Origin of the sequence: Mycolicibacterium celeriflavum (assembly GCF_010731795.1) — a bacterium.
GTDB classification, from domain to species: Bacteria; Actinomycetota; Actinomycetes; order Mycobacteriales; family Mycobacteriaceae; genus Mycobacterium; species Mycobacterium celeriflavum.
Map to the genome: position 1 here is coordinate 3862811 of NZ_AP022591.1, position 13553 is coordinate 3876363.

Here is a 13553-nt window from a genome sequence, read left to right on the forward strand (position 1 = left end):
GATTTCCCCGGCGAGGACGACCTCGGCATGCCGAGCGTGCTCCCGTCGCATCCGCCCATGACGGGAGGCACGGAAGATGGCGGCGCGTCGACACCTTGCTTCGGCGGCGATCTCGGCACTGCTTCTTGCGGGATGCGGTACACCGGCACCACCATCGGACCTCGCGGCCGTCGAACCCGTGGCCGGGTTTCCCGTCACCGTGACCAACTGCGGCATCACCACGACATATGAGCGTCCGCCGCGCCGTGCTGTCGCCCTCAATCAGCACGCGATCGAGACGATGTTGGCGCTCGGACTGGAGAAGTCCATGGTTGCGACCGCATTCCTGGACGACCGAATCCTGCCCGAGTACCAGGAGGCCTATGACTCGATATCGGTGATCGCCGAGGAGTACCCGTCGTTCGAGACGCTGCTCGCCACCGAGCCCGACTTCGTCTACGGAGGCTGGGCAAGTGCATTCGACGACAAGGAGGGGCGCGGCCGAGAGCGGCTGACCGAGGTGGGCATCGACACGCATCTCAACACCGAGAACTGCTCCCCCGGACCGATGACGATGTCCGCCGTGGACGACGAAATCCGAACGCTGGGAGGGATATTCGGCGTCAGTGAACGAGCCGAACAGGAGATCGAACGGCAGCGCCGCACCCTGCAGGACAGTCGGGATCGGATCCACGGCGCGGCGCCGGTTGATGTCGCGGTCTATGACAGCGGCGAGACCACGGTGTTCACCTCCGGCGGGAAAGGTATCGGCAACCAGATCATCGAGTCGGCGGGCGGGCGGAACCTGTTCGCCGACGTACCGAAGGTGTGGGCTGACGTGTCGTTCGAACAGTTCGCCGAGCGGGCGCCTGAGGTGATCCTGATCTACGACTATGGCGACCAGTCGGTTGAGCAGAAGAAGAGGTTCTTGCGGGAGAACCCGGTGCTGCAGCGGGTGCCGGCGGTTCGGGACCAGCGCTTCGCGGTGCTGCCGCTGTCTTCCATCACGGCGGGCGTCCGTGTCGGGCACGCGGTGAAATCGCTTGCCGAACAGCTACACCCGGGACGAACCGGGTGACGTCGGCCATCCTGGACCGACCGGCCTGCGCTGCACCGCCGGTTCACGGCCGCCTTTCATACAGCCTCGCGCTCACGCTGCTCGTGGTGTTGCTGTTGGTGTGCACGACCGCAGGGGTCACCATCGGTTCGGTGGCGATTCCTCCCGGGCAGGTGTGGCAAATTCTGCTGCACGAACTCAACCCGGTGTTGTGGGACGCGACATGGCCGCCGACGCGTGCCTCGATCGTGCTCGACGCGCGGCTGCCGAGGGTCGTGCTGGCAGCCGTGGTCGGCGCGGGCCTGGCGGCGTGTGGGATGACGTTGCAGGCGGTGGTGCGCAATCCACTGGCAGACCCGATGCTGCTCGGTATCTCGTCGGGCGCTTCGGTGGGTGCGGTCTCGGTGCTGGTGGCCGGCGTCGGGGCCGGCCTGATGGTGCTACCGGCGGCCGCGTTCGTGGGAGCGCTGATTGCACTGGTCGCCGTCTACTTCCTCGCGCAGACGGGCGGTCGGATGACGACGATCCGATTGATACTCGCCGGGGTCGCGGTCGCCGAGATACTTTCGGCCGCCTCGAGCCTGCTGATCGTCACCTCCGATGACCCGCACAAGGCCCAGTCCGCGGTGCGTTGGATGCTCGGCGGCCTGGGTGGGGCGACCTGGTCGATGGTGTGGATACCGGCAATCGTGGTGGCAATCGGTGTGGCGGCGCTGTTGGCGGTGACCCGGTCGTTGAACCTGCTGTACAGCGGCGAAGAGGCCGCGACCGCACTGGGTTTGGATGTGCATCGGTTCCGCGCAGCGATGTTCGTCGTGGTCGCGTTGATGGTGGGCGCGATGGTCGCGGTCAGCGGTGCGATCGGCTTCGTCGGCTTGATCATGCCGCACATCGTGCGCATGATCGTCGGCGCCGACCACCGTCGCGCATTGCCCGCGGTCGCGCTGCTCGGCGCCTCGTTTCTCATCGTGTGCGACATCGCCGCGCGCACGGTCGCCGCGCCCGAGGAGTTGCCGGTCGGAATACTCACCGCGCTCGTCGGCGGCCCGTACTTCCTGTGGTTGATGCGACGTAAGGCGCCGGCATGACCGGCCGAATTAACATCGACGACGTCACCGTGTCAGCGGGACGTAAGACCTTGATCCGCAACGTGTCCCTGCATGCAGGCCGCGGCGAGATGGTGGGCGTCGTCGGGCCGAACGGTGCCGGCAAGACCACGCTGCTGCGCACCCTCTACCGTGCCCAGCGACCGACGTCGGGCCGTGTGTTGATCGACGGCGACGACGTCTGGCGGATGTCCGCCAAGCGAGCGGCACGGCGGTTGGCGGCGGTACTGCAGGACACCCCGGGCGATTTCGAGCTCACCGTGTTCGACGTCGTCGCCATGGGGCGTTCGCCGTACAAGCGCGCGTTCGAGGGCGACAACGTCGACGACAGAGGGATCATCGCCGAAGCGCTTGACGCCGTGGACATATCGGCGTTGGCCCACCAGCCGTTCGACCGCGTCTCGGGCGGACAGAAGCAACGTGTGTTGATCGCACGGGCGCTGGCACAACGCACCGACACGATCGTGCTGGACGAGCCGACCAACCATCTCGACCTGCGCCACCAGCATGATGCGTTGCACCTCTTACGGACGACAGGCGCCACCGTCGTCGCCGCGCTGCACGATCTCAATCTCGCTGCGGCATACTGCGACCGAATCTGTGTGCTGGATTGTGGCAGTGTCGTCGCGACCGGCACTCCCGCCGAGGTGCTGACGGTCGAACTGCTGGCGCAGGTCTACGGCGTCGACGCCCGGGTCGACATCGATGAGCACACCAACCTGTTGCGGGTAGCCGTGGCGCCAAAGGGGCAGAACCGGTGAGGATCAGCACGGAGCTCGCGGAGATCGCGCGGCACGGCGGGTTCTTCACGATCGTCGTCGGCGGTGACGATCGAGGCTGGCGTGCGGTCGAGGAGTGTTACGCCGACGGTTACGCCGATCTGATCGAGGCGACGACCCGCAGGTACCGCACGGCCGACCGTCGCGTCAGCGCGTCGCTTGTCCAGATGAGCCACGCGTCGCGGTTGTGGTCGCCCGTACTCGCATGCGCTGTCGCGCACGGCGTGCTACCGGATCTCACCGGCTTGCAGCGCGCCGATGACAGCGCGGCACTGAGAATCCCTGTGCCCGAGGGCTCGCGGCTCGACGGGGATCTGCCGAACACGCTCTACCGCATCGTCGTCGAAGAACACTTGGAGCGGCTCGCCGACGGGCTGCCTGTCAAGGTCGCGCCGCGACTGCTCTACGGCAACATCGCGTCTGCGTTGGTCGCCGCGACGCGTGCACTGTATTCCGTCCGGCCGCAGCTCCGTGGGGAGGCCACCCGGCTGGCTCGGTCGTTGTTGGAGACGGGACGGCTGGCGGGATCCGGGACCGTCAAACACAACTTGGCTTTTCGCCGCCGCAGCTGCTGCCTGTACTACCGCGTCGCCGACGGGTCGAAATGTTCGGATTGTGCGCTGCGACGACTCAGCTGAAGGGACCGATCTGGACGCCTTCGGCCAGCAGCCGTTCCCGCACAGCTGTCGCGATCTGCACGGCACCCGGCGAATCACCGTGCACACAAATAGATTCGACCGATATCGGGATGGTCGACCCGTCAACGGCGGCGACCCTGCCCGCGCTGACCATCGACGCGACCCGGTCGGCGATCTCCGCCGTGTCGTGCAGGACCGCGTTGCGCTCACGCCGCGACACCAGTTGGCCATCCGGGCGATAGGACCGGTCGGCGAAGGCCTCGGGCACTGTCTGCAGCCCGAGTTGTTCGGCTTCGCCGAAGAACGCCGATCCCGCTAGCCCGAGAACCGGCAGCGACGCGTCGACGGCGTGCACCGCCTCGGCGACCGCATGCGCCTGGTCCCGATCGGTGACGATCGTGTTGTACAGCGCCCCATGGGGTTTGATGTAGCTGACGGTTGATCCGGCAACTTCGGCAAGCGCTTGCAGTGCTCCGATCTGGTAGATCACCTCGGCCGTCAACTCCTCGGGCGGCACGTCGATGAAGCGGCGGCCGAACCCAGCGAGGTCTCGATAGCTCACCTGCGCGCCGATGCGCACGCCGCGTTCGGCCGCCGCACGGCACGTCCTCAGCAGCAGCGCCGGGTCGCCGGCATGGAAGCCACACGCCACGTTGGCGCTGGTGACGACGTCGAGCATGGCCTCGTCGTCCCCGAGTCGCCACACCCCGAAGCCCTCGCCGAGGTCTGCGTTGAGATCCACGGTAGTCATGATGGGGTCCCCACCGTTGACGGCCAACGGTTTTCGGAGACGAACTCCGCGAGCGGGCGACCCGACGTCCACTCGTCGATCTCCAACTGCGGCCGGTCGGGGAATTCGGGTACCGGACCCAGGCACAGCACGGCCACGGGCTCGGCGCCATCGGGCATGTCGAGCAACGCCGCGAGTTCACGCGGTTCGAAGATCGACACCCAACCCATGCCGAGGCCTTCGGCGCGGGCGGCCAGCCAGAGATTCTGGATCGCGCACGACGCCGATGCCAGGTCCATCTGCGGCAGCGTGCGCCGGCCGAACACGTGTTGCTCTCTGGCGTCACCAAGCGCCACCACCAACAATTCGGCGCATTCGAGAATTCCTTCGACCTTGAGGGTCAGGAACTCGGCACCGCGAGCCCCCAACGCCTCGGCGGTCCGCAGCCGCTCCTGGTCGACCAGGTCGTGAATGCGACGCCGAAGGTCTGCGTCAGTGATCCGTATGAACCGCCACGGCTGCATCAGGCCCACACTCGGGGCGGTGTGCGCCGCCTCCAGCAGCCGTGCCAGTACATCCTTCGAAACCACCGCGTCCGGGACGAACCGGCGCATGTCGCGGCGCTCGGCGATGGCCCGGTAGACCGCCCGGCGCTCGGGCCCGCTGAACGCATGCTCGCTCACGCCGATCAGCGTAGGCCTCCGCGGCAGCCGAACGCGTCTGGCGAGCTTCGGCCCGGCGGGCACGAACTATTGGAAACGGTTATCGTTATCGTCGTGTTCACTGGAAAGAGATCCGCGGTCCGCGCCCTCGCCGGCCTGCTCCTTGCCGCGCCATTCGGGCTGGTCGGATGTGCGCAGGGCGCTGAGCAGGCGGAGCCGACGTCCGCCGAGGCCTGCCCGGCCACCCCGGTGGACGTCGTGGTCAGCGTCGACCAATGGGGCGATATCGTCTCCGACCTCGGCGGCGACTGTGCCCGCGTCACCACGGTGCTGGCCAGCTCGGGGGTCAATCCGCACGATTTCGAACCGGCGCCCTCGGATGCAGCCGAGTTCCAGGAGGCCCAACTCGTGGTTCTCAACGGCGGCCACTACGACGAGTGGGCGGCCAAGCTCGCGGCCAGCTCGGCGCCTGATGCGCCGGTCGTCGATGCACTGGCCGTCGGCGGCGCCATCCCCGACCACGAGGGCGAGACCCACGACCACGAAGTGAACCCCCACGCCTGGTACAACCCCGCGACGGTGACGGCGGTCGCGGACGCGGTCAGCGCGCGACTGCGCGAGCTTGAGCCCGGCGCCGCGGGTTATTTCGACGAGCGTCGCGCCGCGTTCAGCGAGACCCTCAGGCCGTACGATGAGCGCATCGACTTCATCAGGGCCGGTGCCTCCGGCAAGTCCTATGCGGCGACCGAGACCGTGTTTGACGACATGGGCGCCGCGCTCGGCTTGGTCAACCGCACTCCTCGCGGGTACCAGGTCTCCTCGGCCAACGAATCCGAACCGTCGCCCGCGGATCTCGACGTCTTCCTGCAACTGCTGGCCGATCGCGGCGTCGACGTGCTGATCTACAACGTGCAGACGGAAGGGGCTGTCCCACAACAGCTTCGAGCCGCCGCAGAGGGGGCGGGAGTCCCGGTTGTCGACATCACCGAGACCGTGCCGCCGGATACCGACTCGTTTGCGAGCTGGCAGGTGAATCAGTTGGCCGAACTCGGCGAGGCGCTCGGTGTCCGAGGCTGATGCCGGGGTTGCGCTGGCCTTCGACGACGTCAGTGCGGCGCGCGGCGGGCGACTGATCTGGTCGGAAGCGACGTTCGAGGTGCCTGCGGGCGGCATCGTCGCCGTCATCGGATCCAACGGCGCTGGAAAGACCACGCTGCTGCAGATCGTGCTCGGACTGCTTCCGCCGGCGTCGGGACATGTCCGTGTCTTCGGCGAACTGGCCGGCGCGCTGAACAAGGCCATCGGCTATGTCCCGCAGAACTATGCGTCGGCCTCCGGTGAGGCGATCCGGGCACGCGATGCCGTGATGCTCGGTCTGACGGGGCACCGGTGGGGATTCGGCCGCCCCAGCCGCGACGACAACCGTCGCGTCGACGAGGTGCTCGCCGCCGTCGACGCCACTGCGGTGGCGAACAAGCGACTGTCCCAACTGTCTGGCGGACAACGCCAGCGGGTCGCGTTGGCCGAAGCGCTCGTCTCCAAACCCCGGATGCTGATCCTCGACGAGCCGTTGGCCGCGCTCGACCTGCGCAGCCAACGCGAGATCGTCGCCGTCCTCGAGCGGGTGAACACGAAGTTCGGCGTCACCATCCTGGTCGTCGCACACGACCTCAACCCGCTTCTGGGCGTCCTGACCAGTGCCATCTACCTGCTCGACGGGCATGCCCACTTCGACACCCTCGACGGCGTCGTCGACGAGACACTGCTGAGCCACCTCTACGGCACCCGGGTGCAAGTCGTGCACACCCCGCAGGGCGAGCTGTACACGCGGAGAACATGATGAACACGACCATCGTCGCGCTGGGCTACCAGGAGAATTGGTGGCACATCATCACGTCGGAGTTCATGCGCAATGCGCTGATCGGCGGCACGATCGTCGCGCTCGCCGCCGGGCTCATCGGGTACTTCGTGGTCGTGCGCAACACCGCGTTCGCCGCGCACGCGCTCGCCCACATCGGACTGCCCGGCGCAACGGGCGCGGTCCTGGTCGGCGTTCCGGTGGCGGTGGGGCTGGGCGCTTTCTGTATCGGCGGTGCGCTGGTCATCGGTGCGCTCGGACGACGGGCCGCCGACCGCGAGGTCGCGACCGGCACCGTGCTGGCCATGGCAACGGGTCTCGGGTTGTTCTTCAACTCGATGGCGACCAGGAGTTCGAGCACCATGACCAACGTCCTGTTCGGCAACCTGCTGGCGATTTCCGGCCAACAGATCGCGATGTTCGCGGTGCTGCTGGTCGTGCTGGCGCTGTGCATCGCGATGATCTACCGGCCGCTGCTGTTCACTTCCGTCAACGCCCAAGTGGCCGACGCGAAAGGAGTGCCGGTGCGCGCCTTGTCGGTGGCGTTCATGGCGCTTCTCGGCCTCGCGGTGACGATGGCGGTGCAGGCGGTCGGCACGCTGCTGCTGTTCGCGCTCGTGGTCACCCCCGCTGCCGCGGCGATCATGCTGACGCCACGGCCGGGCGGCGCGATCGCGCTGGCCACCGGGTTCAGCCTGGCCTCGGTGTGGGCCGGGCTCGGCCTGTCGGCGATGTTCAATGCGCCACCGAGCTTCGTGATCGTCACGGTCGCCTGCAGCGTGTGGGCGCTGGTGTGGGCAGCGCAGCGTGGCCTGCGACAAACCGCCGACCGCGTGCTGGTCACCTGAGCGGGAGCGGGAAACTCCTTCGGCTACTCTCCGGGAGCATGCCCAGGAGTCCGACGCCCAGACGGCGTGCCACCCTGGCTTCCCTGGCGGCGGAACTCAAGGTTTCCCGCACCACGATCTCCAACGCCTACAACCGGCCTGATCAACTGTCGGCGGACCTTCGTGAGCGGGTGCTCGCCACGGCGAAGCGGCTGGGCTACCCCGGTCCGGATCCGGTGGCGCGGTCGCTGCGCACCCGGAGGGCGGGTGCGGTCGGGCTGATGATCACCGAACCGCTCAACTACTCGTTCAGCGACCCGGCCGCGCTCGATTTCGTTGCCGGCCTGGCCGAGTCCTGTGAAGCGGCCGGGCAGGGACTGCTGCTGGTGGCGATCGGCCCCAACCGCAGCGTCAGCGACGGCACGGCCGCGGTACTGGCCGCGGGGGTGGACGGTTTCGTGGTGTACTCGGCGTCCGACGATGACCCGTATCTCGCGGCGGTCCAGCAGCGCCATCTTCCGATGGTGGTCGTCGACCAACCCAAGGACGTACCGGGGGCCTTGCATGTGTGCATCGACGACCGTGCCGGGATGCGCCAGCTCGCCGAACACGTTCTGCAGCTTGGACATCGGGAAATCGGCCTGTTGACCATGCGGCTGGGCCGCGACCGGCCACGCAGCGGGCCGGGACCGACCCTCGCCGACCCAGACCGACTGCAGACACCGCACTTCCACGTACAGCGGGAGCGAATCGCAGGTGTGCGGGATGCGATGACCGCGGCCGGCCTCGACCCGCAATCGCTGACCGTGGTGGAAAGCTATGAGCACCTTCGGACTTCGGGCGGTGCGGCAGCAGAGGTCGCGCTCGACGCCAACCCGCGACTGACCGCCTTGATGTGCACCGCCGATGTGCTGGCGCTCTCGGCGATGGACCATCTGCGGGCCCGGGGGATATACGTGCCGGGCCAGATGACGGTCACCGGCTTCGACGGAGTTCCCGAGGCGTTGCGGCGTGGCCTCGCCACCGTCGCGCAGCCCAGCCTCGAAAAAGGCCGTCGGGCAGGACGATTGCTGCATCACCCGCCCCGCAGCGGGCTGCCTGTGGTCGAGGTGCTCGACACCGAGGTCATCCGCGGCCGCACCGCGGGTCCTCCCGCCTAGATTTCGGTCAGCGGTGGGGTGGCCCGCCACAAGTCGATCATCGGCGCGATGCCCTCGACCAGCATCGGCAGGGCGGGTGCCATCGCCAGGGCCGCTATCATCGCGAGCCGGCCGGCCGCCTCGGTGATGCGCAGCACCCGTGCGTCGGTCGGCCGCAGTCCGAGCGAGACGGCGGCCGCGTCGTAGGTGGCGATCGCTTCCGGGCCCGTCAACGCCAGATCGGATTCGACCGCGCCCAACGTCACGAGTTCGAAGTCCGACCACAGGTCGCCGTCGGCGGTGGCGATCATGTTGTGGTACGGCGCGTCGCCGTGGATGGTCTGCACGTCCACACCGGGGAAGGCCGCCTCGAATGCCGCGCGCGACGTCAGCACCGGGGCGATGGCGGCCCATTCCCGTTGGGCGCGTTCGAGATCGGCGGCAGAGACCAGCTCGGGCAGGCGCCGTAGCTGCGCAAGCCCTTCGGGGATGTAGGAGTTGAACGGCGCCCAGAACTCGAGTTCCCCGTCGTAGTCGCGAAGCGCGGCGTGCAACCGCGCGGTCTGCTCCATCCGCCGGCCCATGTCCGGCGCTACGTCCGGAATCTGTTCGACGAACTGCCAGAACGTCATCGAGAAACCGTCGCGCCGAACGGGTTCGCGCGGCACGAGCGGGCTGGGCGGCACGACGGGATGGCCGCGATCGGCTAGCCATCCGGCCACGGCCAGTTCCGCGCGCTGTTGCCTGGTCTGCTCGTGCGGGTTCGCGGTGTACGACGGCGGCAGCACCGTGGGTACCCGGACCACGACCGGAGCGGGCGACAGGTGGACGATCACGGAGAACGCGTCGTAGAGCACGCGGGGTTCGTCCACACGCAGACCGAGGTCGACACCGGCCGCGGCGGCTGCGGCGACGGCGGTGGCGGTGCGGGCGGCGATCTCGGCGTCGGTCAGCACCGTCAACCCGAGTGCGACTGACGCGCTTCGAGTAGGAACCTCAACGCTGCGGCAACGTCTTCGGGCGAGTTCACCCGGTAGGCCGCCAGCGTCTCGCCCGGGCCGACCTTCACCCCGACATCGTCACCGCCCAGCCGCCGGAACGCCTTCTCGTCGGTGACGTCGTCGCCGAAAAACACGACCGCGCTGGCCTTCTCCTGCGAGCGCAGAATGTCGAGCGCCTCGCCCTTGTCGGTCTGGATGACCGCGAACTCCAGCACCGCCTTGCCCTCGGTCAGTTGCACATCCCAGCCCGTCGACGCCTCACGTGCCGCCGCCAGCGCCGCCTCGCCGTCGTCGGCCGAGGCGTTGCGGACGTGCAACGCAACGCTCGCGGGCTTGGTTTCGACGGTCACGCCCGGTCGGCCCGCCGCGATGGCGTCGAGCTCGGCGGTGATCCGGTCCAGCAGCTCCCGGTCGATGTCATGTGTGAAACCCGAAGTGAACTCGGCGCCGTGGCTGCCGACGAGATGCACCGCCGGCGACAGCCCCGACAGGTCGCGCAGCACGTCGAGTGCGCGCCCGGAGATCAACGCACTGGCCGTATGCGGAACATCGGCCAGGGACACCAGGGCATCGGCGGCATCGGCGAGCGGTCGGGCGTCGGCCGGGTTGCTCACGATCGGTGCGAGGGTGCCGTCGAAATCGGAGCTGACGAGCAGCCGCGGTGTCGCTGCGGCCGTCGTGAGAGCACGCTGCAGATCGGCCGGGAGCACGCCTAGATCTTAGGGTGCTCTCCGTCGCCGATCAGCAGCCGCACGGCGAGATCCAGCCGCTTGCTGACGTCGGTCGCCGAGGCCCGCCTGGTCAGCCAGGCGAGCAGATTCGACAACCAGACGTCGGAGATCACGCGGGCGATGTGGTACTGGTCCTCGGTGGGCTCACCGTCGCTCATGGCGCGGGCGAACATCGAGTCCATCAACTTGCCGACATGGTCGACCTCACCGGCCGCCGACGCGTCGGCGAACACGAACGCCCGCGTCATCGCCTCGGTCAACAGCGGATTGCGCTGCATCGCGCGGTTGAGCTTGCCGACCATGATGTTCAGCCGCTGATAAGGCGTGCCGCCGGTCAGCGCTGCGCGGTCGGTCTTGGCGTCGATGCGCTCGAACTCGCGGCCCAGCGCCGAAACCAGGAGATGGACCTTCGACGGGAAGTATCGGTAGAGGGTGCCGACCGCGACATCGGCGCGTTCGGCAACCGCACGCATCTGAACGGCTTCGTAACCGCCTTTGGAGGCGATCGCCAGCGTGGCGTCCAGGATGCGCTTGCGACGCTCACGCTGGGCTTCGGAGCCGAGCTCGGACTCGGACAGCACCGCCACGTTCATCACCTGGCGTGGTCGCGAATCCGACGCCGAACCCGAGCTGGCGGGTGCTGACTGAGACGGGCCGGACATGCGGCGGGCAACTCCTTCGTCGTGCGTTCTCGTTTCGAAACGATACGCATGCCGATCCTCATTTTCTCACCTCGACACCCGCATTGGCACCGACGTGTCCTGCTGTAATGGCGGTCGACTTGACGTTCGATCGCTGGCACTATTAGAACACGTTCTAGTGAGGAGCACCGCCTTCTCACCCAATCGCTAGGAGTGGACGGTGTCGCTCGCATCCCCGGGGACCATCGCCGACGAGCAGTCGGCCGTACGGGAGCTGGTCCGTGACTGGGCAGCAGCCTCCGGCGCCATCGCGGCGGCGCGCGACGTCGAGCAGGGCCAGCCGGACGCCTGGCGCCAACCCTATGCGGGGATGGCCCAACTCGGGATCTTCGGTGTCGCGTTGCCCGAGGAGCACGGTGGCGCAGACGGCACGGTCGACGACCTCTGCGCGATGGTCGACGAGGCGGGCGCCGCGTTGGTTCCCGGCCCGATCGCCACGACGGCGCTTGCCACGCTGGTGATAGAGCAGTCCGCCGAGCAGTCCGAGGTGTTGCAGGCACTGGCCTCCGGGGATCGGGTCGCCGGGGTGACACTCATCGGGGATCTGCAGTTCGCCGACGGCCGCGCCTCGGGCACCGCGGAATACGTGCTCGGCGCCGACGCCGCGGGGGTGCTGCTGCTGCCCGCAGGCGACGAGTTCGTGCTGGTCGACGCGGGCGCCGGCGGCGTCTCGGTCGAACCGTTGAAGGCGACCGACTTCTCCCGGCCGCTGGCGCGCGTCGTGCTCGACGCCGCGCCCGCCGAGGCGGTCGACGTTCCGGCGCAACGGGTGATCGACATCGCGGCGGCGGTGATGGCGGCGGAGGCCGCCGGGCTGGCCCGCTGGGCATTGCAGACCGCGACGGAATACGCGAAGGTGCGCGAGCAGTTCGGCAAGCCGATCGGCAGTTTTCAGGCCATCAAGCACATGTGCGCCGAAATGCTGCTGCGCTCAGAGCAGGCCTCCGTGGCGGCCGCCGACGCCGCGAGGGCCGTGGGCGAAGAGGACGAACAGTTGTCGATCGCTGCGGCGGTGGCGGCAGCCGTCGGTATCGACGCGGCCAAGGCCAATGCCAAGGACTGCATCCAGGTGCTGGGTGGCATCGGCATCACCTGGGAGCACGACGCGCACCTGTACCTACGCCGTGCCTACGGCATCGCGCACTTCCTCGGCGGGGCGCAGCGTTGGCTGCGCCGTGTGGCCACGTTGACGCAACAGGGGGTGCGTCGCGAACTGCACATCGACCTCGAGTCGGTCGCGGACAAGCGGCCCGAAATCGCCTCTGCCGTCGCCGAAGTCGCGGCGCTGCCGGTCGAGAAGCAGCAGGCCGCACTGGCCGACGCGGGATTGCAGGCACCGCACTGGCCCAAGCCGTACGGGCGCGGCGCCGGCCCCGCCGAGCAGCTGCTGATCGACCAGGAGCTGGCCAAGGCCGGTGTGTCGCGGCCGGACCTGGTGATCGGATGGTGGGCGGCGCCAACGATTCTCGAGCACGGCACGCAGGAGCAGATCGAGCGGTTCGTGCCGGCCACGCTGCGGGGCGAGCTGTTGTGGTGTCAGTTGTTCTCCGAGCCCGGCGCCGGATCCGATCTGGCGGCGTTGCGCACCAAAGCCGTACGGGTGGATGGCGGTTGGAAGCTCACCGGACAGAAAGTGTGGACCTCGGCGGCGCACAAGGCGGCGTGGGGTGTGTGTCTCGCGCGCACGGACCCGGATGCGCCCAAACACAAAGGCATCACGTACTTTCTGGTCGACATGAAGTCGCCGGGCATCGACATCCGGCCGCTGCGCGAGATCACCGGCGACAACCTGTTCAACGAAGTTTTCTTCGACGAGGTCTTCGTCCCCGACGAGATGGTCGTCGGGCAGGTCAACGACGGCTGGCGGTTGGCACGCACCACGCTGGCCAACGAGCGGGTGGCGATGTCACACGGCACCGCACTGGGCAATCCGATGGAGGAACTGCTCAAGCAGGTGGCCACGCTCGATCTCGATGCGGCCGGCCAGGACCAGTTGGGCTCGTTGATCGTCGCGGCTCAGGTCGGCTCGCTGCTGGACCGCAAGATCGCCGAACTCGCTGTTGGCGGCCAGGATCCGGGACCGCAGGCCAGCGCGCGCAAGCTGATCGGGGTGCGCTATCGACAGGCGCTGGCCGAGATTCGGATGGAGTTGTCCGAAGGCGGCGGCGTGGTCGAGAACCCCACGGTGTTCGACTTCCTCAACACCCGCTGCCTGACGATCGCGGGCGGCACGGAGCAGATCCTGCTCACCCTCGCCGGCGAAAGGCTGCTCGGCCTGCCCCGCTAGGGGTGGTGGCAGTCGTGTGGTCCCTTAACGGGTTGATCGCACGCACCTGGTGGCTGTA

14 protein-coding genes are annotated in these 13553 nt (G+C 68.1%); 9 read left to right on the forward strand and 5 right to left on the reverse strand.

The annotated features are described in order from the left end of the window. Positions 1-76: 76 nt before the first annotated feature. The 4 genes from G6N18_RS18715 to G6N18_RS18730 are packed head-to-tail and all read left to right on the forward strand — an operon-like array spanning position 77 to position 3559. Positions 77-1057 (forward strand): ABC transporter substrate-binding protein, encoded by a 981-nt coding sequence (locus G6N18_RS18715; RefSeq protein ID WP_083004709.1) that lies wholly within the window; start codon positions 77-79, stop codon positions 1055-1057. Then, positions 1054-2124 carry a FecCD family ABC transporter permease gene (locus tag G6N18_RS18720; RefSeq protein WP_234806210.1) on the forward strand — a complete coding sequence of 357 codons (1071 nt, stop codon included), beginning with the start codon at positions 1054-1056 and terminating at the stop codon, positions 2122-2124. Before G6N18_RS18715 ends, G6N18_RS18720 begins: the two co-directional genes overlap by 4 nt. Next, entirely contained in the window at positions 2121-2903 is a 783-nt protein-coding gene (locus G6N18_RS18725) for an ABC transporter ATP-binding protein (protein ID WP_083004713.1), read from the forward strand. The genes G6N18_RS18720 and G6N18_RS18725 overlap by 4 nt, the downstream gene beginning before the upstream one ends. Next, positions 2900-3559, forward strand: a complete 660-nt coding sequence (locus G6N18_RS18730) for a (2Fe-2S)-binding protein (protein WP_083004716.1) — start codon at positions 2900-2902, stop codon at positions 3557-3559. Before G6N18_RS18725 ends, G6N18_RS18730 begins: the two co-directional genes overlap by 4 nt. On the opposite strand, the gene G6N18_RS18735 is transcribed toward G6N18_RS18730, so the two are convergent. Continuing rightward, positions 3552-4310 carry a LamB/YcsF family protein gene (locus G6N18_RS18735; RefSeq protein ID WP_083004719.1) on the reverse strand — a complete coding sequence of 253 codons (759 nt, stop codon included), beginning with the start codon at positions 4308-4310 and terminating at the stop codon, positions 3552-3554. The two genes, G6N18_RS18730 and G6N18_RS18735, sit on opposite strands and share 8 nt — an antisense overlap. Then, the gene (gene bluB, locus G6N18_RS18740) at positions 4307-4972 is read right to left on the reverse strand and encodes a 5,6-dimethylbenzimidazole synthase (protein WP_083004723.1); all 666 of its coding nucleotides are present in this window, start codon (positions 4970-4972) and stop codon (positions 4307-4309) included. The genes G6N18_RS18735 and bluB overlap by 4 nt, the downstream gene beginning before the upstream one ends. Positions 4973-5041: 69 nt before the next feature. Between bluB and G6N18_RS18745 the strand changes: the two genes are divergently transcribed. The 4 genes from G6N18_RS18745 to G6N18_RS18760 are packed head-to-tail and all read left to right on the forward strand — an operon-like array spanning position 5042 to position 8796. Continuing rightward, a complete protein-coding gene (locus G6N18_RS18745; protein ID WP_276060443.1) occupies positions 5042-6028 on the forward strand; it encodes a metal ABC transporter solute-binding protein, Zn/Mn family in 987 nt (328 codons plus the stop codon). Continuing rightward, a complete protein-coding gene (locus tag G6N18_RS18750; protein WP_067222295.1) occupies positions 6015-6791 on the forward strand; it encodes a metal ABC transporter ATP-binding protein in 777 nt (258 codons plus the stop codon). The genes G6N18_RS18745 and G6N18_RS18750 overlap by 14 nt, the downstream gene beginning before the upstream one ends. Further along, positions 6791-7657, forward strand: coding sequence for a metal ABC transporter permease (locus G6N18_RS18755; RefSeq protein WP_067222298.1), 867 nt, complete (start codon positions 6791-6793; stop codon positions 7655-7657). Before G6N18_RS18750 ends, G6N18_RS18755 begins: the two co-directional genes overlap by 1 nt. Before the next feature lie 38 nt (positions 7658-7695). Continuing rightward, positions 7696-8796 (forward strand): Rv3575c family transcriptional regulator, encoded by a 1101-nt coding sequence (locus G6N18_RS18760; protein ID WP_083004729.1) that lies wholly within the window; start codon positions 7696-7698, stop codon positions 8794-8796. On the opposite strand, the gene G6N18_RS18765 is transcribed toward G6N18_RS18760, so the two are convergent. The 3 genes from G6N18_RS18765 to kstR are packed head-to-tail and all read right to left on the reverse strand — an operon-like array spanning position 8793 to position 11169. Next, entirely contained in the window at positions 8793-9731 is a 939-nt protein-coding gene (locus G6N18_RS18765) for an aminoglycoside phosphotransferase family protein (protein ID WP_083004733.1), read from the reverse strand. The genes G6N18_RS18760 and G6N18_RS18765 overlap by 4 nt on opposite strands. 2 nt (positions 9732-9733) lie before the next feature. Further along, positions 9734-10486 carry a trehalose-phosphatase gene (gene otsB, locus G6N18_RS18770; RefSeq protein WP_067222312.1) on the reverse strand — a complete coding sequence of 251 codons (753 nt, stop codon included), beginning with the start codon at positions 10484-10486 and terminating at the stop codon, positions 9734-9736. Positions 10487-10488: 2 nt separating this feature from the next. Next, positions 10489-11169, reverse strand: a complete 681-nt coding sequence (kstR, locus tag G6N18_RS18775; RefSeq protein ID WP_059101642.1) for a cholesterol catabolism transcriptional regulator KstR — start codon at positions 11167-11169, stop codon at positions 10489-10491. 199 nt (positions 11170-11368) lie between these two features. On the opposite strand from kstR, the gene G6N18_RS18780 reads away from it, so the two are divergent. Further along, positions 11369-13495: an acyl-CoA dehydrogenase family protein gene (locus tag G6N18_RS18780; protein WP_083004736.1), complete on the forward strand. Its 2127-nt coding sequence runs from the start codon at positions 11369-11371 to the stop codon at positions 13493-13495. The last annotated feature ends 58 nt before the right edge of the window (positions 13496-13553 follow it).

Excerpts from the sequence above, each read along its gene's own strand:
- G6N18_RS18715 (WP_083004709.1), top strand. The coding sequence starts at position 77 with ATGGCGGCGCGTCGACACCTTGCTTCGGCGGCGATCTCGGCACTGCTT.
- G6N18_RS18725 (WP_083004713.1), top strand. The coding sequence starts at position 2,121 with ATGACCGGCCGAATTAACATCGACGACGTCACCGTGTCAGCGGGACGT.
- G6N18_RS18735 (WP_083004719.1), bottom strand. The coding sequence starts at position 4,310 with ATGACTACCGTGGATCTCAACGCAGACCTCGGCGAGGGCTTCGGGGTG.
- G6N18_RS18755 (WP_067222298.1), top strand. The coding sequence starts at position 6,791 with ATGAACACGACCATCGTCGCGCTGGGCTACCAGGAGAATTGGTGGCAC.
- G6N18_RS18760 (WP_083004729.1), top strand. The coding sequence starts at position 7,696 with ATGCCCAGGAGTCCGACGCCCAGACGGCGTGCCACCCTGGCTTCCCTG.
- kstR (WP_059101642.1), bottom strand. The coding sequence starts at position 11,169 with ATGTCCGGCCCGTCTCAGTCAGCACCCGCCAGCTCGGGTTCGGCGTCG.